Origin of the sequence: Curtobacterium sp. APC 4022 (assembly GCF_030407555.1) — a bacterium.
Classification (GTDB): domain Bacteria; phylum Actinomycetota; class Actinomycetes; order Actinomycetales; family Microbacteriaceae; genus Curtobacterium.
Map to the genome: position 1 here is coordinate 1 of NZ_JASDDD010000037.1, position 18,780 is coordinate 18,780.

Sequence of the window (18,780 nt, forward strand, 5' to 3'; positions counted from 1 at the left end):
CAGGAAGCACCGCACATGAAGAAGTCCACCACCCTCGTCGCCGCCGCCGGCCTCGCCCTCGCGCTCGGCGCTCCGCTCGTCGCCTCGATCCCGGCGAACGCGGCCGTCCAGCCGTCGCCGACCACGTCGAGCAGCACGGTCACCACCGGCATCGGCGCGCACGTGTTCTCCGGCGGCAAGCTGGAGATCACCTCGAGCACCATCCACGACGGCGTCATCACCGTCACCGGCAAGTCCGCGTTCGCGAACAAGGACATCGAGATCGCCGCCGGCGCCGGGTACCAGGCGGTCGGCAAGACCGACGCCACGGGCGCCTTCCACGTGACCGTCGCGGCGGCGAACGTGGGCGACTACAGCCTCCAGATCGGCAAGCGCGTCACCGCGAACATCTTCGCGAAGAGCTACCAGGCAGCCTGGGGTGCCGTCCCGGTGTCCTGACCCACCAGGGACCGGGGCCACCCGGTGACGGACGGGAGGTGCGGGCGCAGTCAGCCCGGGCCTCCCGTCCGTCGTCCCGCCGGGTCAGTCCCCCTTGACGTTCACGATCTGCCGCAGCGTGTGCCGCACCGTGACGAGGTCGGCCGCGTCCGCCATCACCTGGTCGATCGGCTTGTAGGCCGCCGGGATCTCGTCGAGGAACGCATCGGTGTCGCGGTACTCGATGCCCGCCATCGCCTCGCGCAGCTGCTCGTGCGTGAAGGTCCGACGTGCCGCCGACCGCGAGTACGAGCGGCCGGCCCCGTGCGGTGACGACTCGAGCGACGGCTTGTTCCCCCGCCCCTCGACCACGTACGACGCCGTGCCCATCGACCCCGGGATCAGCCCCGGCTGCCCGGCCGTGGCCTGGATCGCCCCCTTCCGGGACACCCACACCGACTTGCCCCAGTGCGTCTCCCGCTGCGTGAAGTTGTGGTGGCAGTTGATGCGCTCGAGTTCCTGCACCTCGGTGTCCACGACCTCGGCGAGCTGCCGGACGACACGGTCCATCATCTCCTCGCGGTTGAGCAGGGCGAAGTGCTGCGCCCACCCCAGTTCGGCGATGTACCGGTCGAACTCGGGCGTGCCCTCGACGAGGTAGGCCAGGTCGGGGTCCGGCAGCTCGATCCACCACCGCTCCATCGCCTCCTTGGCCACCGCGATGTGTCGCTGGGCGATCCTGTTGCCGACCCCGCGGGACCCGGAGTGCAGGAACAGCCAGACGCGGTCCTCCTCGTCGAGGGAGACCTCGATGAAGTGGTTGCCGGAACCGAGCGTGCCGAGCTGGTTCCGCCAGCCGCCGAGCACCTCCGCGGGGTCGAAGCCGGCTTCGACGGCCAGCGCCTCGAGTTCCGCGATCCGCGGTGCCGCGGTCGCGACGACGGTCTGGTTCGTGGCCCCGGCGGACAGCGGGATCGCCCGTTCGATCGCCTCGCGGAGCGGTCGCAGGTCCTCGGGCAGGTCGGCGCTCGAGAACTGGGTGCGGACGGCGATCATCCCGCAGCCGATGTCGACCCCGACGGCCGCGGGCATGACCGCGCCGAGGGTGGGGATGACGGACCCGACGGTGGCGCCGAGCCCGAGGTGGGCGTCGGGCATCAGCGCGAGGTGCGGGAACACGAAGGGCATCCGGGAGGTCGTGCGCGCCTGCTGTTCGGTCTGCTCCTCGAGCATCGATGCCCAGGAGAGGAGTCGGTTGGTGATCTTCTGCATGGTGGGTCCCTGTCGGACGACGTCGTGGTGACGGTCCGCCCGTCCGGGCAGAACCGAGCACCGTAGCGCGGTCGCGGTGCCCGACGCAAGCCGGCATGGCATGGCCCGGCCCCGCCGCGCACGGCCGGGGTACGTGCCGTGCGCGGCACGTCGAGCCGGTGCGGGCACGATGGAGCCATGACCGAACGGACACGGGACACCCCCGACGCCACCGAGAACGAGGAGCGCACCGACGGGTACGTCCCGCTCCGCTCCTACGGCGCGATCGGCGATGGTCGGACCGTGGCGCTCATCGCCCGCGACGGCCGCATCGACTGGCTGCCGATCCCCGGCATGGACTCACCCCCGGTGTTCGCGAGCATCGTCGACGCCGAGCACGGCGGACACATCGCCCTGCGCCCGGCCGACGGCGGCGCCGAGGTCGAGCGGCAGTACCTGCCGGGGACGAACGTCCTGGTCACGACCTGGACCACGCCGTCCGGCCAGGTCACCGTCACGGACGCCATGGTGACCGGTGTCGCCGGACGCCTGCCCTGGGCCGAGATCGGCCGCTGCGTGCAGGGCGTGCGTGGTTCGGTCGAGATGGAGTGGGCGGTCGTGCCCGGCACGCTGCTCAACACCGCCGAGCCGAAGCGCCTGGACACCGCCAACGGCACCGTGATCGGCATCGACGGGGTCACCATCGCCATCGTCGAGCAGGGCTTCGACCCGGTGCACGACGACGGTCCCCGGTTCTCCGGCCGCTTCGACACCACCGAGGGCTCGAAGCACATCCTGACGATCGTCGGCACGCACGACGAACCGATCTTCATGCCCGACCCGGAGCGCACGATGGAGGGCATCGACCGCACCATCGAGAACTGGTCGCAGTGGTCGTCGGAGTTCTCGTACGACGGGCCCTGGTCCGAGGCGGTGCAGCGGAGCGCCCTGGCGCTGAAGCTGCTGATCTACTCGCCGACCGGCGCCATCGCGGCGGCCCCGACCACGAGCCTCCCGGAGGACCGGACCGGCGGCAAGAACTGGGACTACCGCTTCGCCTGGGTGCGCGACCTGTCCTACACGGTGCACGCGCTGACCCGCTTCGGCCTACGCGAGGAGACCCACGCGGCCGTCTCGTGGGTGATGCGGACCATCGCCGACCACGACGAGACGATGCCGATCTTCTACCGGCTCGACGGCTCGAAGACCGACGAGGTCGAGGAGCGCGACGTCCCCGGGTGGCAGGGCATCGGCCCGGTCACGGTCGGCAACCGGGCGGGCAACCAGCTGCAGCTCGGTGTCTGGGGCGACGTCTTCGAGATCATGCGTCAGTACGTCCGTGCCGGCAACGTCCTGGACCGGAAGACCGCGAAGGTGCTGCAGCAGCTCGCGGACGACGCCTGCCACCGCTGGGAGGAAGCGGACTCCGGCATGTGGGAGCTCGAGGACACCCAGCACTACGTGTCGAGCAAGATCGGCTGCTGGCAGGCACTCGACGCCGCGGCGGAACTGCATGACGCCGGCATGATCGACGGCCCCCGCGACAAGTGGATCGAGAACCGCGAGCTGATCGAGCAGTGGGTCAGCGACAACGGCTGGGACGAGGAACGCGGGTACTACGTCATGTACCCGGGCTCCGACGCCCTGGACACCTCGATCCTGCTGCACGCCATGTCGGCCTTCGACCGGGGACCCCGGATGGAGTCGACGATCCGGGCCATCGAGGAGCGGCTGCAGCGCGGCCCGCTCGTCTACCGCTACTCGGGCATCGAGGACGAGGAGTCCCCGTTCGTGGCGTGCTCGTTCTGGCTGGCCGCGGCGATGGCCTGCGTCGGCCGCCACGACGACGCACGCCACCTGATGGACGAGATGGTCGACCAGGCGAACGAGGTCGGCCTGTTCAGCGAGATGATCAGCGAGGGCGGCGAGTTCATGGGCAACCTCCCGCAGGGGCTGTCGCACCTGGCGCTCATCCAGGCGGCGCTGACGATCGAAGAGGTCACCGCTGAGGACGGTGCCGCTGACGACGGTGCCGACGAGGACTGACCCTCAGGCCAGGGAGATCGCGACCAGACCCGCGACGCCGACCAGGTACATCACGACGACGACGAACGAGTCGACGCCCATCCCGATGATGCGACGCTGCGGCCGGAACACGAGTCCCACCGCGTAGACCAGGGTCAGCAGCGCGGCGAGGGCGGTCAGGTACACGTCGCTGGCGTTCGCCTGCGGCAGCACCGCCTTGCCGGACAGCACGGTGGCGACGAGGAACAGCACCGGCAGGAAGGCGTTGCCGCCGAAGATGTCGGAGACCGCCAGGTTGTCGTCACCCTGCTTGACGGCCTGGAGGCCCGTGGAGATCTCCGGCAGGCTCGTCGCGAGGGCCAGGACGGTCGCCCCGAAGAGCACGCCCGACAGCCCGATCTGACTCGAAGCCGCGTCCCCGGCGCGTTCGAGCACGACACCGGCGACGAGGGTCGCGAGGGCGGACACCGCGAAGACGACCACCGCCTTCCGGGTGCTCATCGGCTCGGTGTCCGGCTTGCGGGTCCGGTGTCCGGCAGCGTGCGGGCTGGCGTCCGGGGCGTGACCGCTCTCGTGCCACGGCAGGCCCTTGCTCGCGCGCTGCACCAGGAACAGCCCGATCACCCAGATCACCGCGATGAGCACCACGTCCGGCGTCAGTCGGGCGACGACCAGGTCCGGCGGCAGCTGACTGCCGGCGATGACGACGGCGAGCACGGCGACGACGACGACCGCTTCGAGCACCAGGGTCAGCGACGCCGCGCGGTACGTGATCGGCTTGACGTCCTTCCCGCGCTTGCCGAACGCGTCGAGCACGGCGATCACGACGGTCTGCAGGGCGATGCCGCCGAGGATGTTGCCCGCCGCGACCTCGATCGACCCGGACAGTCCGGCGCTGACGGTGATCGCGATCTCGGGCAGGTTCGTCGCGACGGCCAGCACGACGAGCCCGCCGAGCGCACTGCCGAGGTGCAGGCGGGAGTCGAGGACGTCGGTCGTCTTGGACAGTTGGATGCCGGCGATCCAGACCACGGCGGCACCCGCGACGAAGACCAGGACGAGCAACCAGAGGGGCAGGGATTCCACGAGGGTGACGATGGACCCCGACGGCTGGGTCCGTCTCCGGTCCGGGGCCGCTGGGTGCCCCTGTCGGGTGCCAGGGGCATCATGGACGGACGATGAACGACGTCGACGCCCGGATGGACCGCCTGCGGAAGGCCGCGCGGTACCGGTACCAGCAGCTCGTGGACAGCGAGGTCGAGCGGGGTTCGCTCGACCCGGACGAGGTCCGTGCGGAGCGCGAGGAACAGCAGCTGCTCAAGGCCGCCGACGTCGCCGCGCACGCCCGGGCACGGATCGCCGAAGCCGAGCGCCGCGGGGTGTTCGAGGGCAATCCGTACCACGGCAAGCCGTTGCCGGGGATCGACGGGCAGCACGACCCGGACTGGTGGATCAAGTCGAAGATCGAGCGTGAGGACATCCGCGGGATCGCGCCGCCGGCCCTCGCCCTCCGCACCGAGGACGCCGAGCTCGACGACCACCTGGACGCACTCTCAGTGGAGTCCGACGTCCGCGACGTCCTGGTGGACTTCAACGCCCGTGTGAAGGAAGCCCGCCGGCAGCTGCTCGGCGGACCGCCGGTGGTCACGCCGATGCGGGACGTCGAGGTCGAGGTCGCCCGCTGGCGGGACCGCCGGGAGGCCCGTGCCGCGGCCGCCGCGTCGGCTGCGGCCGCGCAGGCGGCCGGGACGCGAGCGCACCGGTGGTGGCGCCGACGCGGGTGAGGTGACCCGGGCCTCCCGTCCGTGTGGCGACTGGTCCGGGAACGCGAGAACGCCGTCCCGGCGTGTGCCGGGGCGGCGTTCTGGTGGTGCGTCAGGTCAGGTGTTACTTGATCTGGGCGGTGATGGTGGCGGTGCCGACGAGCAGGCCGCCCTTGACGGCGTCGGTCTTGAAGGTGCTGTTGAGCAGCTTCGCGGCGTCGTCGGAGATGTGGACGGTGGTGCCGGTGAGGATCGCGTTGTCGCCCTCGAGCTGGAGCGGCTTCAGGGTGCCGCCGTGGAGGGAGAAGAGGTATGCGTTGGCGACGGCGACCTTGCCGTTGACGAGGACGTCACCGGAGAGCTTCGAGGAGCCGGGGTTCACGACGAAGTTCTCGAGCGTGACGGTGGTGTCGCCGGCCTTGAGGGTCAGGCCGGAGTCGTCGTGGTTCAGCAGGCCCTGCACGTAGGGGCGGTACTTGCCGTCCGGGCTCCAGTAGGTGACCGAGCCGGAGGTGATCGGGAACGACACGGCGCCGTCGGCGAGCTTGGCGTTGCCGGAGACGCCCGGGGTCAGCTTCAGCGAGGTGAGGGCGTCGGTGAAGCCCTTGTCGAGGGCGACGGAGGTGTTGCCGCCGAGGACGTCGGGGACCGAGGCGACCGGCGCGGGGATCTTCGACGCGGAGCTGGAGGAGATGGTGTGCACGGTCGGGGTGGCGGCGTTGGCGGCGGTGATGCCGAAGCCGGCACCGCCCAGGACGATCGCGCCGGCGGTGGCGAGGGTGATCGTGTTCTTCAGGGACTTGCGCATGTCTTCATTCCTTTGCTTGAACGCGCTCGGCGCGGTTGGTGACAGCGCGCCGAACACACCCCGGCGGTGGGGGTGGAGAACCAGCGGTGAGCTGCTGGTGAGCGCTTGCGGGTGTTTCCCGGCTTGTGACAGTGATTCGGGGCCGTCCACGGATCGGATTGGAGAGATTTCTGGATTCCCCGGATCGGCGTCCTCGTAGCCTGTGGAGCATGTCCTCGACGCACTCCTCCACCGACCGCATCCGCGCGATCGACGCCTGGTGGCGCGCCGCGAACTACCTCACCGTCGGGCAGATCTACCTGCTCGACGACCCGCTGCTCGAGCGGCCGCTCGAGCCCTCCGACATCAAGCCGCGGCTCCTCGGACACTGGGGGACGTCGCCCGCGTTGAACCTCGTGTACGCGCACCTCAACGCCGTGATCAGCGAGACCGGCCGCGACGTCCTGTACATCTGTGGCCCCGGGCACGGCGGTCCCGCGATGAACGCGAACGCCTGGCTCGAGGGCACCTGGAACGAGCTCTACCCGGAGATCACGCGGGACACGGCCGGACTGCAGCGCTTCTTCCGGCAGTTCTCGTTCCCCGGTGGCATCCCCTCGCACGCTGCCCCGCAGACCCCCGGGTCGATCAACGAGGGCGGCGAGCTCGGCTACTCCCTCGCACACGCGTACGGCGCGGCCCTCGACAACCCGGACCTCGTCGTCGCGTGCGTCGTCGGGGACGGCGAGGCCGAGACCGGACCGCTCTCCGCCTCGTGGCAGGCGCACACGTTCCTCGACCCGGTGTCCGACGGGGCGGTGCTGCCGATCCTCAACCTCAACGGATGGAAGATCGCGAACCCGACGGTCCTCGCGCGCATCCCGGACGAGGACCTCCAGGCCTACTTCCGCGGCCTGGGGTACGAGCCGATCGTCGTCGACTCCGGTCGCGTCGACCACGACCCCTTCGCCGTGCACGCCCTGTTCGACGGAGCGCTCCGTCGGGCCCTGGCGACCATCGACGACATCCAGGCCGCCGCCCGCGCGCAGGCAGCCCGCGCCGCCGCCGGCGAGATGGCCGGTGCCGCCGACCTCCGCCCGCGCTGGCCGATGATCGTGCTCCGGACCCCGAAGGGCTGGACCGGGCCGAAGGTCGTCGACGGCCAGCAGGTCGAGGGCACCTTCCGCGCCCACCAGGTCCCGCTGCCGAACGTCCGCGAGGACGAGGGCCACCGCCGGCAGCTCGAGGAGTGGATGCGCTCCTACCGTCCGGAGGAGCTGTTCGACGAGGACGCCCGTCCGATCGGCATCCTCGACACCATCCGGCCGACCGGGGACACCCGGATGAGCGCCACACCGCACGCGAACGGCGGCCGGATCCGCACCGCCCTCGACCGGCCCGGACTCGAGCGCTTCGGGGTGCCGGTGGGCGAGCCGGCCTCGGCCACCGGCACGCTGGGCCCCTGGATGGCCGAACTCATCCAGCGGAACCCGCAGGACTTCCGGCTGTTCGGCCCGGACGAGACGATCTCGAACAAGCTCGACGCGGTCTTCGACGTCACGAACCGCGTCTGGCGTGCCCGACGAGCCGAGGGCGACGAGCACCTGTCCGCCCGCGGTCGTGTCATCGAGGTGCTCTCCGAACACCTGCTCGAGGGCATGCTCGAGGGCTACGTGCTGAGCGGCCGCCACGGCGTCCTCAACACGTACGAGGCCTTCGCCCACATCATCGACTCGATGGTCGGCCAGTACGCCAAGTGGCTCGAGTCCGCGACCGACATCGACTGGCGAGCGCCGGTGTCGAACCTGACGATCCTGCTGTCGTCGCACGTGTGGCGCCAGGACCACAACGGGTTCTCACACCAGGACCCCGGGTTCCTCGACGTCGTCGCGTCGAAGCAGCAGGACCTCGTGCGCATCAAGCTGCCCGCGGACGCCAACACGCTCCTCGCCGTCGCCGCGCACGCGATGGAGACCACGGACCGCATCGAGGTGATCGTCGCCGGCAAGCACCCCGAACCGGTGTTCCTGTCCCTCGAGGACGCCGTCGCGCACGCCGACGCGGGCGTCGGGACCTGGGACTGGGCCGGCACCGAGCAGGAGGTCGGCCATGTCGACGTCGTGCTCGTCAGCGCCGGTGACGTCCCCACCGTCGAGACCGTCGCCGCCGCGGACATCATCCGGAAGCACGCCCCCGACGTCGGCGTGCGCGTCGTCAACGTGGTCGACCTGCTCGCCATCGGGGACCCGCGGAAGCACGAGCACCCGATCAGCGACGACCGCTACGACGAGCTGTTCCTGCCCGGCACCCCCGCGGTGTTCGCCTTCCACGGGTACCCGACGCTCGTCCACCAGCTCACCTACCGCCGGCACGGGCACGACGACCTGCACGTGCACGGCTTCCTCGAGCAGGGCACCACGACGTCGCCGTTCGACATGCTCATCCGCAACGAGATGGACCGGTACGCCCTGGCCCACGACGCGCTCACCCGCGTCGCGGACGGGTCCGACCGGTTCGCCGACCTGCTCACCGCCCTCACCGATGCCCGGACCGCAGCACGTGCCTTCGCGTACACGAACGGTGAGGACCACCAGGCGGTCTCCGGGTGGGAGTTCACCGGCTGGCCGCAGGACGAGCCGTCCGACGGCGGCACGGGCGGCGACCCGGGACACGGGGAGACCGAGGGTGCGGCACCCGGCAACTGAGCGTCCGGCTGAACGGACTGCCGGTCCGGAAGCCGTGCCGGTCAGCGGACGTCCGGCGACGCCGGTCTAGGGTTGGCCGGTGCAGTCGTTCTCCGTCCGGTCGCTCGTCGAACACCCGGCGCTCCGGTTCCTGGTCGTGGGTGGTCTCGGCTTCGTCATCACGATGGGCATCAACTACGGGTTGAAGTTCTTCGTCATGCCGCAGCACCCGGTGACCGCGCTGTCGATCGGCATCATCGTCGCGACGGTGTTCTCCTACTTCCTCAACAAGAAGTGGTCCTTCGGCGACCGCGGTGAACTCCGCACCGGACACGAGCTGCTGCTGTTCCTCGTCGTCAGCGTGATCGGGGTCGCGCTGAACTCGGCCCCGCTCTGGATCTCCCGGTACGTCTTCGGCCTCGAGGTCCCCAACGTGTCGCTCGCCGGCCAGGAACTCGCCGACTTCATCAGCGGGCCCGTCATCGGCACGCTCATCGCGATGGGCTTCCGCTACTGGGCGATGAACCGCTTCGTGTTCCCGGCCCGGGCTGCCCCCCTGGACGCGTGACCGACCTCGTCGTCCCGGCCCCGGGCCTCCCGACCGTGCCCACCGCCACCGGCGGTCGGTTCCCGGTCCGACGCATCCACTGCGTCGGCCGCAACTACGCGGCGCACGCGCGCGAGATGGGCCACGACCCCGACCGCGAGCCGCCCTTCTTCTTCGGCAAGCCGGCCGACGCGATCGTCACCGACGGTCGCGACACCGGGTACCCGACCCTGACCGAGCAGCTCGAGTACGAGGTCGAACTCGTCGTCGCGCTCGGAGCCGGCGGCCAGGACGTCGCCGTCGCCGACGCGCTCGACCTGGTCTGGGGCTACGCGGTGGGCATCGACCTCACCCGGCGCGATCTGCAGGCCGAGGCGAAGCGGCTCGGCCGGCCGTGGGACCTGGCCAAGGGGTTCGACCACTCCGCACCGATCGGCACGATCGTCCCCGCTGCCGGTGTGGATCCCACCGCCGGCGGCATCTCGTTGCACGTCGACGGGGAACTCCGGCAGTCCGGGGACCTGGCCGACCAGATCTGGTCCGTCGCCGAGACCATCGCCGCGCTGTCCCGTGCTGTCCGTCTGGAGGCCGGCGACCTGCTCTTCACCGGCACCCCGGACGGCGTCGGACCGGTGTCCCGCGGCTCGGTGCTGCGCGGGACGATCGACGGCGTCGGCACGGTCGGGACGCGCATCGTCTGACCCGGCGGGCTGGGAGCCCTCGGAGCCAGCGGGCGTAGAACCGTGCCTGACGCTGTCGGGCGCACGGGGAACGGGGCCCGGCCCGGCGGCGGTCAGCAGCCAGGGTGTGCGGCAACTGCAACGACGCAGTCGAGCACGTCCGGATCATGGAGGTGATCCGGTGGAGGAACACGACCTGCTCGCCACGTCGTGGACGTGGTCCGGCGACGAGCGCATCGGTGAGCGCATCCGCGCCGTCGGACGAGCCGGGTTCGCCGGGCTCGGCCTCTCGGTCGACGACCTGCACGAGGTCCGCGGCACCATCGGGTTCGCCCTGCTCCGACGGATGCTCGACGACGCCGGCGTGGTCTGGGTCCAGGTCGGCACGCTCGGCAACTGGTGGGCCGCCGGCGCCGAACACGACGCCGACCGCGGGGTGGTGCTCGAGGCCGCCGCCAGCCTCAGCGCATGGCAGGTCGTCGTCCGCGCCGACCACTCCGTCCCGGCCGTACCGCTCGGCGCGATGGCGGCAGCATGGGACCGGCTCGCCGCACAGGCCGAGGGCGTCGGGGCGCGGCTCGTCCTGGAACCCGAGCCGTGGACGAACCTGGCGACCGTGGAGCGTGCCTCGCGGTTCGTCGCCGCCGGACACCCGAACGGTGGGCTGCTCCTCGACGCGATGCACGCGCTCCGGGGCGGCTCCACCCTGGCCTCGATCGGGCAGGGGGTCGTCCCGTCCACCCTCGCCGCGGTCGAGCTCAGCGACGGACTGCTGCACGTCGCGAACGGCATGACGCTGGCGGACGAGTCCCGGAACGGGCGTTACCTGCCTGGCACCGGAGCGTGGGACCTGCCCGGGTTCGTCCGCACCGTCCGCGGCCTGGGCTTCGCCGAGCCCTGGGGTGTGGAGGTGCGCACCCCGGCGCTCCGGGCGATGCCGCTCCCGGACGCGCTCCGGGTGGCGGCTGCGGCGACCCGGGCGGTGCTCGACGCTGCCGATGCGCACGACGAACCGCCGGCGCCGGCGATGCCGACCTCGGCCGCGCCGACCTCGGCCGTGGACTACGACGGGCCGGGGACCGCCAGCGGGTCGGGAGCCCAGCACGCCCAGGGGGCCCGCGTCGCCCGTCGAGCCGATCCAGCGACGTCCGCGTAGCGTGGCGGCCATGACTGATCAGGCACACCCCGGCAACGACGACGCACTGCAGGCTTCGCAGGAGGCCATCGACGAGGCGAAGGCGGCTGCCGCTGACGCCGGGCACGCGGACGAGCGCGCTGCGGCCGAGGAAGAACTGCCCCTGGAGTCCGGCGGGGCGCCCGCGGACGGTCCGGCACCCGCGGCCTGAGCGTCCCGATCAGGCCGCCGGGCACGCCGGGCGACGGGTCACTCGTCGTCGACCTGGTCGCCGAGGAAGTCGGCGTAGGTCGCTTCGTGCTCGGCGCCCGCACCCACCATCTGGCGATCACCCGTCCGTCCACTGCCGGTCCGGCCGTCCGGGCCTGATCCCGTCGAGCCGTCCTGGTCGTCCCGCTGGTCTGCGGTCGCGTCCCCACGCTGCCCCTGAGCGAACGGCGGGAGGTACTTGCTCGCGTCCATGTCGCGTCCTTCCGTCCCGAGGAACGTAACAGCCAGCCCTTGCGCGACGACGATCACGACCGCATTCGTCCCCCGCCAGGACCGACAACGGGGGACGGAAGTTCGCCCCGGGCGGACCTCATGCTCACGCATGCGGATTCCGGAGCCCGCATCACGCTGACGCCGGACGCATCATTCTCGGACGACCTGGTCGGGCTCCTTGTCGGTGCGCCACCCCCGCCACGAGGGCTGTCGGAGTCGTCCGTCACCCGTCCACTCGGCGAACTGCACCTCGCCCACACATTCCGGACGGACCCAGTGTGCATCGCGGGCGTCCGGCCGTGGCACGTCGACGAACGGGGAGCCGTCCTGCTCGAGATCCCCGAGCAGCGCTCCGATCTCGTCGAGGTCCCGGTCACGGAACCCGGTGCCCACCTTGCCGACGTACACCAGGCCGTCGTCCCCCGGGATCCCGAGCAGCAGCGATCCGATCCCGCCCTCGCGTCGACCGGCACCGGGCTTCCAGCCGCCGACGACGACCTCTTGTGTGGCGTGGTGCTTGAGCTTGAGCCAGGACTCCGAGCGACGGCCCTCGGCGTACCGGGAGGACCGCTTCTTCGCGACGATCCCCTCGAGCCCGCGCTTCCGGGACTCGGTCATCGCGGCGGCGAGGTCACCGTCGAACTCCGGTGGGACGTCGATCGGACCGCCGGGTTCGACGACCGTCAGCAGGGCTTCACGCCGCGCGGTGTACCCGAGCCGGGTGAGTTCGTGCCCGTCGGCTTCGAGCACGTCGAACAGCAGCAGGTGCACGGGGGTGGTGGCCTGGGCAGCGCTGACCTCGCGCGGCTTCGTCAGCCCCATCCGGTTCTGCAGCAGCTGGAACGACGGCCGGCCGTGTTCGTCGAGCGCGACGACCTCCCCGTCGAAGACCCCGTCCACGCCGGCGTGCTCGGCGAGCGCCTGCAGCTCGGGGTACTGGTCGGTCAGGTCGTTGCCGTTCCGGCTACGGAGTCGGACAGTGCCGTCGTGGACGGTGGCGAGGGCGCGGACGCCGTCCCACTTCATCTCGAACGCCCACTGCTCCGGGTCCAGCGCGGGTTCGCCCTCTCGCAGGGACGCCTGCATGGTGTGGCGCTGGTCCGGCGCGGTGTCCGACTCGGCGGCGTGCTCGATCCGCGCGGCGGTGTGCGCACGGCCGCCGCCGTGCCCGTCACGCTGGCCGGTACGGGAACCGGCAGCGGCGGCGCTCCCGGCACCGCTGCCGTCGCCATCGGCAGCGGGCTGGTCCTTCGTCCGGTGGATGAGCCAGCTCTTCTCGTCCCCGGTTCGGCCACGGCCGTGACCGCGGGTGTGCAGGAGCGCGAGCCGTCGGACACCGTTGGTCCGGCCGTGCAGGGTGACGATGACCTCTTCGTCCTCGCGCCACTTCTCGAGCTCGTACGTGCCGTCGTCCCAGATCGTCACGGTGCCGCCGCCGTACTCGCCCGCGGGGATGATCCCCTCGAAACCGCCGTACTCCAGCGGGTGGTCCTCGGTGTGGACGGCCAGGTGGTTCGCCCCGGGGTCGGTCGGTTCGCCCTTCGGCAGCGCCCAGCTCACCAGGACCCCATCGTGCTCGAGACGGAAGTCGTAGTGGTTGCGGGTGGCGTGGTGCTCCTGGATGACGAACGTCGGTGTGCCGTCGGTCCGCACCGTCGGGGAGCCCTGCGGGACGGGTTCCGGGGTCTTCGACGCGTCCCGCTTGGCGCGGTAGGTCGTCAGACGGTCCTGCAGCTCCTGTCGTTCCTGGCGTTCACGCTCGTTCACCGCTTCGGTCCGGGCCCCGTCCCAGTGCCCGGCGTCCGCACGCCCGACACCGAGTGACGCCGCGGCGACGGGGTGCAGCAGGTCGCCGAGGTCCGGCATCCGCTCGAGGACCTGGTCGAGGGTCAGGTGGGTCAACCCGGGCTCGGTCAGCTCCTTCCACGTCCGGGGCGTCGCGACCGTCGGGTGCGATCGGCCGCGCAGCGAGTACGGCGCGATCGTGGTCTTGTTGCCGTTGTTCTGCGACCAGTCGACGAACACCTTGCCGGCTCGCTCGGCACGGCTCATCGACGAGAGCACCAGGTCCGGCATGTCCTGTTCGAGCGCCTTCGCCAGCTCGTGGGCGACGTCGGACACCTGCTGCGCCGTCGCGGTGCCGTCGAGGGCCGCGTACAGGTGGATGCCCTTCGACCCGGAGGTCACCGGGTACGGCTCGAGTCCCATCCCCTGCAGCACCGAGCGGGCCGCCACCGCCACCTCGACGCACTCGGGCAGACCGACGCCGTCGCCCGGGTCCAGGTCGAGCACGAGCCGGTCCGGGTTCTGGTGTCCCCCGCGCGGCCCGAAGCGCCACTGCGGCACGTGCAGCTCCAGCGCGGCCTGCTGTGCCATCCACACCAGGGTCGGCAGGTCGTCGACGACCGGGTACTCGACGTCGTGGTGCTCGTGGTGGATGGTGTGGTGCCGGATCCACTCGGGCGCGGAGTCGGGCAGGTTCTTCTCGAAGAAGACCTTGCCGTCGACGCCGTTCGCCCAGCGCTTCCGGGTCATCGGGCGGCCGGTGACGTGCGGGATCATCCACGGGGCGATCCGCTCGTAGTAGGCGACCACCTGCCCCTTCGTCGTGCCGGTCTGCGGGTAGAGCACCTTGTCGAGGTTCGTCAGCGTCAGCCGCCGGTCCCCCACCTGCACGGTGGTCTTCTTCGCGACCGGGCTCACAGTGCGACCCCCGTGGCACCGCCGACCGTGAGCGTGGTGCCCGACGTGTAGGACGACTCGGGTCCGGCCAGGTGCACGTAGGCGCTGGCGAGTTCGACGGGCTGCGCCGGCCGGCCGAACGGGGTGTCCTGGCCGTACGCCGCGATCTCGTCACCGGGGTAGCTGATCGGCTGCAGCGGGGTCCACACCGGACCGGGGACCACGGTGTTCGCCCGGATGCCCTTCGGCGCGAGCTGCCGTGCGAGGCCGTTCGTGTACGTGATGATGGCGGCCTTCGTGGCGGCGTAGTCGATCATCCGGTCCTGCGGCTGGTACGCCGACACCGAGCTCGTGGTGACGATCGCACTCCCCGGGGCCAGGTGCGGCACCGCGGCGCGGGTGAGCCAGAACAGCGAGTACAGGTTGACCTTCATGGTGCGGTCGAAGTCCTCGGTGCTCTGCTCGGTGATGTCGGCGTGCACCTGCTGGTGTCCGGCGACCAGGACCAGGGCGTCGAGTCCGCCGAGCAGGTCGACGGCGGTGCGCACGAGTTCGGTGCAGAACGACTCGTCCGTCAGGTCGCCCGGCAGCATCACCGCCTTCCGCCCCAGGTCGGCGATGACGTCACGGACCTCGGTGAGGTCGTCGAGCTCTTCCGGCAGGGCGTTCAGGGCGACGTCGGCCCCTTCCTTGGCCATCGCGATCGCGGCCGCCCGACCGATGCCGGAGTCGGCCCCGGTGACCAGGACGCGGTAGCCGCGCATCCGGCCGGTCCCCTGGTACGACGTCTCACCGTGGTCGGCCGGCGGGTCGAGGTCCGCCGCCCGTCCGGACCCCTGCTGCGTCTGCGCGGGGAACGGCGGCCGCGCGTACTGGTCCCGCGGGTCCTGCTTGTCGAGCTGGCTCATGGCCCCATCGTGCTCGCGGTACCGGACCGGCGGCACAGGAGCGGTGAGGTCCGTGGAGAACGCGGGGCGGGCCTCCCGGCTGTGCAGGAGAGGACCGGCCGACGTCAGACGGACGCGACCACGCGCGCCGGTGCGTCGAGCAGGCGTCGCGCCGACGGGCGCACCTTGCGCACCTGCACGAACTGGACCGCCGCCAGGACCGCCCACACCGCGGCGAACGCCCAGTCGCGTGTCTCTCCGGAGATCGCGAGGGCGGCCCACAGGCACGCGACCACCGCGGCGGCCCACGCTCCGAGCAGCTGCCGCGAGGAGTCGCCGAGCAGCTGGCGGACCCGCGGACGCCACACGGTGTCGGGGACCTCGTCCGGCACACGGCCGGACCGGACCCAGGCTCGCGTCTCGAGCACGGCGACCCGGCCGCCCCGAGCCCACCACGCCCGCAACAGGGCCACGGGGAACACCACGCCCAGCGCCACCCCGAGCACGACGACCGTCACCCACGGGAACGGGCCGTGAGCCGACAGGCCCACCCCGACACCCGTCGCCAGCCCGGCCGCCGCTCCGAACGCGAGCTGCGCCCACCCGGCTGCGTCCAGTCGATCCCCCGTCGTGGCCGACGTCTGTGCTGTCGACTGCTCTGTCACACTGCGTTCCCCCGTCATGAGGCGGGACGATACGCCCGTCTGCTCCGCACCGCACCTGCCGATCCGCTCAGAACTGGGGGTCGCCTCGCGCGCGTGCGAGCATCATGAGCGGATGAGGTCGATCTGGAAGGGCTCCATCGCGTTCGGGCTCGTCAACGTGCCCATCAAGGTCTACGCGGCGACCGAGACGCACGACGTCTCCCTGCACCAGATCCACGACGAGGACAAAGCCCGCATCCGCTACAAGCGGGTCTGCGAGCTCGGGCACGAGGTCGAGTACGGCGACATCCAGCGCGCCTACGACGACGGTGAGAAGACCGTCGTCCTGACCCCCGACGACTTCAAGCAGCTGCCGCAGGAGCAATCGCACGAGATCGAGGTCCTGGAGTTCGTCCCCGTCGACCAGGTCGACCCGATGATGTTCGAGAAGACGTACTACCTGGAACCGGACTCCCGCTCCCCGAAGGCGTACGTGCTGCTCCGGAAGACGCTCGAGCAGACCGACCGGCTCGCGATCGTGCAGTTCACCCTCCGCCAGAAGACACGGCTCGGGGTGCTGCGGGTACACGACGACGTGCTGCTGCTGCAGGGGCTGCTCTGGGGCGACGAGGTACGCGCCGCTGACTTCTCGGCACTCGACACCTCGGTGAAGGTCAGCGCGAACGAGCTGAAGATGTCGTCCTCGCTCGTCGAGAGCATGTCCACCGACTTCGACCCGGACCGCTACACGGACGAGTACCAGGATGAGCTGCAACAGCTCATCGACGCCAAGCTCGAGGCGGGCGACGACGTCGACACCGCCGAGACGTTCGGCGAGCAGGCATCGTCGGACGACGACGACGCGGGCGGTGACGTCATCGACCTGATGGCCGCCCTGCGCGCGTCGGTCGACAAGAACCGTGGCGGTGGGTCCCGGTCGGGAGGCTCGGGGTCGCGTTCCTCGGGCGGCTCGCGATCGCGCGCGGCCGGCTCCCACGAGGACGCGGACAGCTCGGGCGACGACGCGGACGGCTCCGGCGACCGGAAGCCGGCGGCGAAACGGACTGCGGCAGTGAAGGCACCCGCGAAGAAGGCACCGGCGAAGAAGGCGCCCGCGAAGAAGGAACCCGCGGCGAAGGAACCGGCGGCGAAGCGGGCTCCCGCCAAGAAGAAGGCGAGCTGAGGGCCTCCCGTCACGGTTGCCGTTGCGCTCACCGTCCGGCCGTCATGCGCGTGTAACACGTGGAGCGCGACACTTGTCGGATGACTCCACAAGAGCCTGGCAGCCTGCAATCATCACCCGAGATCGCTGGCCCACCCGTCACCGTGTCCATCACCCGCCTGGTCGAACCCGAACGGATCCCCGAGGTCACCCGCTGGGTGCAGTCCGGCGTGAACCTCGCCAACCGCTACCCCGGGTTCCTCGGATCCGGGTGGGTCCGCTCGACCGCCCGATCCCGCGAGTGGCACATGCTCTACCGCTTCGCCGACCACGACTCCCTGTCCACGTGGGAGAACTCCGACGACCGGCTGCGTTGGCTCGACCTGGGACGGGACCTCGTCGTGGAGTCCCGCGTCGAGAAGCGGACCGGCATCGAGGGGTGGTTCGACGTCCCGCAGGACGCCCCGGCCTCGAGCGCCCCGCCGCGGTGGAAGCAGGCGGTGAGCATCTGGCTCGGGTTCTTCCCCGTCAACCTGGTCTTCACGGTCCTGGTCGGCTGGCTGCTGCCGTCCTTCGCGCACCTGGCAGCGCTGCCCCGGGTGCTCATCACGACGCTGGTGCTGACGCCGATCATGACGTTCTGGGTGCTGCCGTTCGTGACGAAGCTGATCCGCCCCTGGTTGCTGGCCCCGCCCCGCCGCCCCTGATCGCGAAACGCAACGTCGGCGGCTGCCCGCAACGAGATACCGATGCGAGGAGTCGCCGACGTTTCGTTTCGGGGGCGCCGAGCCAGCGCGCCGGGTCAGCGCGCCGTGCCGGAAGCGGCAGCGCGGGCGGCGAGCCCCGCGAACGTGTCGTCGTGGGTCTGCCGCAGGGCGCTCCAGCCCGCGGTCACGTCGATCGACTCCTGACCCTCGACGGGCGCCGCGAACCCGTGCTGTGCTCGGGGGACGGCGTCCCCGGGCAGCCGGAGCTCCTGCGTGAACGCACCGGTGTCCGCCGCGAAGGTCAGCGTGTGCGCGGCGACGTTGCTGTCCCAGTCCGCGGACGGCCACGACATGAAGGCGACGTGGCGCGGCGGGGTGCCCGCGTCGATGGCGGTGGCCGAGACGTAGCAGCCGTGGTGGTCCTCTCCCGGCGAGAGGATCGTGTACGTCCCGTTGTCGCGGTAGACCAGCAGCGCTTCGGCGAACGGCTTCGGGCCGTACATGGCGGTGTAGCGCAGGGCGTGCACGAACACGGGCAGTCCGAGGGCGACGGTGACGTGCGAGCCGCGCACCGGGCCGACGGCGGCCGGCGGATCGGCCGGCGTCGCGATCTCGGTCCCGGGCAGGCGGTGTGCGACGTACAGGAGCTCGGTGTCGTCCGTCCCGGTAGCCCGGCCCTCGTGCACGATGCGCGGCTCCTCGACGAGCGCGTGACCCGGGCCGACGGCATGCGTCGCTTCCGGGCTGGCGTGCGTCAGCTCGCCCCGGACCACGAGACCCGTCTGGCGGGCGTCGTGCCGGTGCCACCCGGTCGTGGACCCCGGCGGGAACACCGCGTGCCGGACCTCGTAGGTGCTGCCGTCCGGTCCGTCGACGGTGGCGAGCAGGGTGGTCGTGGGGGCGAGTCCGGTCATCGTGGTCCTCTC

The 18,780-nt window shown here is 71.2% G+C and carries 18 protein-coding genes; 10 read left to right on the top strand and 8 right to left on the bottom strand.

The window, feature by feature from the left end; genetic code table 11:
* On the top strand, positions 1-438 hold a 438-nt coding region (locus QL987_RS11870; protein WP_290157810.1), incomplete at its 5' end, for a hypothetical protein.
* 84 nt (positions 439-522) lie between these two features.
* Here the strand turns inward: QL987_RS11870 and QL987_RS11875 are convergent.
* On the bottom strand, positions 523-1,689 hold the full coding sequence (locus QL987_RS11875) for an RtcB family protein (RefSeq protein ID WP_290157811.1): 1,167 nt from the start codon (positions 1,687-1,689) through the stop codon (positions 523-525).
* Positions 1,690-1,866: 177 nt separating this feature from the next.
* Between QL987_RS11875 and QL987_RS11880 the strand changes: the two genes are divergently transcribed.
* Entirely contained in the window at positions 1,867-3,714 is a 1,848-nt protein-coding gene (locus QL987_RS11880; protein WP_290157812.1) for a glycoside hydrolase family 15 protein, read from the top strand.
* Between the two features lie 3 nt (positions 3,715-3,717).
* Here the strand turns inward: QL987_RS11880 and QL987_RS11885 are convergent, their stop codons facing one another.
* Positions 3,718-4,779, bottom strand: coding sequence for a sodium:calcium antiporter (locus QL987_RS11885; RefSeq protein ID WP_290157813.1), 1,062 nt, complete (start codon positions 4,777-4,779; stop codon positions 3,718-3,720).
* Positions 4,780-4,871: 92 nt separating this feature from the next.
* On the opposite strand from QL987_RS11885, the gene QL987_RS11890 reads away from it, so the two are divergent.
* Entirely contained in the window at positions 4,872-5,477 is a 606-nt protein-coding gene (locus QL987_RS11890; RefSeq protein WP_111076483.1) for a DUF1992 domain-containing protein, read from the top strand.
* A gap of 103 nt (positions 5,478-5,580) precedes the next feature.
* Here the strand turns inward: QL987_RS11890 and QL987_RS11895 are convergent, their stop codons facing one another.
* Complete coding sequence (locus QL987_RS11895) at positions 5,581-6,264, bottom strand: hypothetical protein (protein ID WP_290157814.1); 684 nt, start codon at positions 6,262-6,264, stop codon at positions 5,581-5,583.
* 209 nt (positions 6,265-6,473) lie between these two features.
* Between QL987_RS11895 and QL987_RS11900 the strand changes: the two genes are divergently transcribed.
* The 5 genes from QL987_RS11900 to QL987_RS11920 all read left to right on the top strand — a co-directional run bounded on the left by QL987_RS11900 (position 6,474) and on the right by QL987_RS11920 (position 11,500).
* A complete protein-coding gene (locus QL987_RS11900; protein WP_290157816.1) occupies positions 6,474-8,948 on the top strand; it encodes a phosphoketolase family protein in 2,475 nt (824 codons plus the stop codon).
* Positions 8,949-9,027: 79 nt separating this feature from the next.
* Positions 9,028-9,495 carry a GtrA family protein gene (locus tag QL987_RS11905; RefSeq protein ID WP_290157817.1) on the top strand — a complete coding sequence of 156 codons (468 nt, stop codon included), beginning with the start codon at positions 9,028-9,030 and terminating at the stop codon, positions 9,493-9,495.
* Entirely contained in the window at positions 9,492-10,175 is a 684-nt protein-coding gene (locus QL987_RS11910; protein ID WP_290157818.1) for a fumarylacetoacetate hydrolase family protein, read from the top strand. The genes QL987_RS11905 and QL987_RS11910 overlap by 4 nt, the downstream gene beginning before the upstream one ends.
* Positions 10,176-10,335: 160 nt before the next feature.
* Complete coding sequence (locus QL987_RS11915; RefSeq protein ID WP_290157819.1) at positions 10,336-11,310, top strand: sugar phosphate isomerase/epimerase; 975 nt, start codon at positions 10,336-10,338, stop codon at positions 11,308-11,310.
* Positions 11,311-11,320: 10 nt separating this feature from the next.
* Complete coding sequence (locus QL987_RS11920) at positions 11,321-11,500, top strand: hypothetical protein (RefSeq protein ID WP_146248252.1); 180 nt, start codon at positions 11,321-11,323, stop codon at positions 11,498-11,500.
* A 38-nt stretch (positions 11,501-11,538) separates the two neighbouring features.
* On the opposite strand, the gene QL987_RS11925 is transcribed toward QL987_RS11920, so the two are convergent.
* The 4 genes from QL987_RS11925 to QL987_RS11940 all read right to left on the bottom strand — a co-directional run bounded on the left by QL987_RS11925 (position 11,539) and on the right by QL987_RS11940 (position 16,024).
* Positions 11,539-11,751 carry a hypothetical protein gene (locus QL987_RS11925; RefSeq protein ID WP_290157820.1) on the bottom strand — a complete coding sequence of 71 codons (213 nt, stop codon included), beginning with the start codon at positions 11,749-11,751 and terminating at the stop codon, positions 11,539-11,541.
* Between the two features lie 171 nt (positions 11,752-11,922).
* Positions 11,923-14,475, bottom strand: coding sequence for an ATP-dependent DNA ligase (locus QL987_RS11930; protein ID WP_290157821.1), 2,553 nt, complete (start codon positions 14,473-14,475; stop codon positions 11,923-11,925).
* Positions 14,472-15,362, bottom strand: coding sequence for an SDR family oxidoreductase (locus QL987_RS11935; RefSeq protein ID WP_290157822.1), 891 nt, complete (start codon positions 15,360-15,362; stop codon positions 14,472-14,474). The genes QL987_RS11930 and QL987_RS11935 overlap by 4 nt, the downstream gene beginning before the upstream one ends.
* A 104-nt stretch (positions 15,363-15,466) precedes the next feature.
* On the bottom strand, positions 15,467-16,024 hold the full coding sequence (locus QL987_RS11940; protein ID WP_290157823.1) for a hypothetical protein: 558 nt from the start codon (positions 16,022-16,024) through the stop codon (positions 15,467-15,469).
* Between the two features lie 94 nt (positions 16,025-16,118).
* On the opposite strand from QL987_RS11940, the gene QL987_RS11945 reads away from it, so the two are divergent.
* Together QL987_RS11945 and QL987_RS11950 are read left to right on the top strand one after the other, a co-directional pair.
* Positions 16,119-17,168 carry a Ku protein gene (locus QL987_RS11945; protein WP_290157824.1) on the top strand — a complete coding sequence of 350 codons (1,050 nt, stop codon included), beginning with the start codon at positions 16,119-16,121 and terminating at the stop codon, positions 17,166-17,168.
* A gap of 80 nt (positions 17,169-17,248) precedes the next feature.
* Positions 17,249-17,854, top strand: coding sequence for an antibiotic biosynthesis monooxygenase (locus QL987_RS11950; protein ID WP_221851022.1), 606 nt, complete (start codon positions 17,249-17,251; stop codon positions 17,852-17,854).
* A 95-nt stretch (positions 17,855-17,949) separates the two neighbouring features.
* Here QL987_RS11950 and QL987_RS11955 read toward each other — a convergent pair whose 3' ends face one another.
* On the bottom strand, positions 17,950-18,768 hold the full coding sequence (locus QL987_RS11955) for a cupin domain-containing protein (protein ID WP_290157826.1): 819 nt from the start codon (positions 18,766-18,768) through the stop codon (positions 17,950-17,952).
* Between the last annotated feature and the right edge of the window lie 12 nt (positions 18,769-18,780).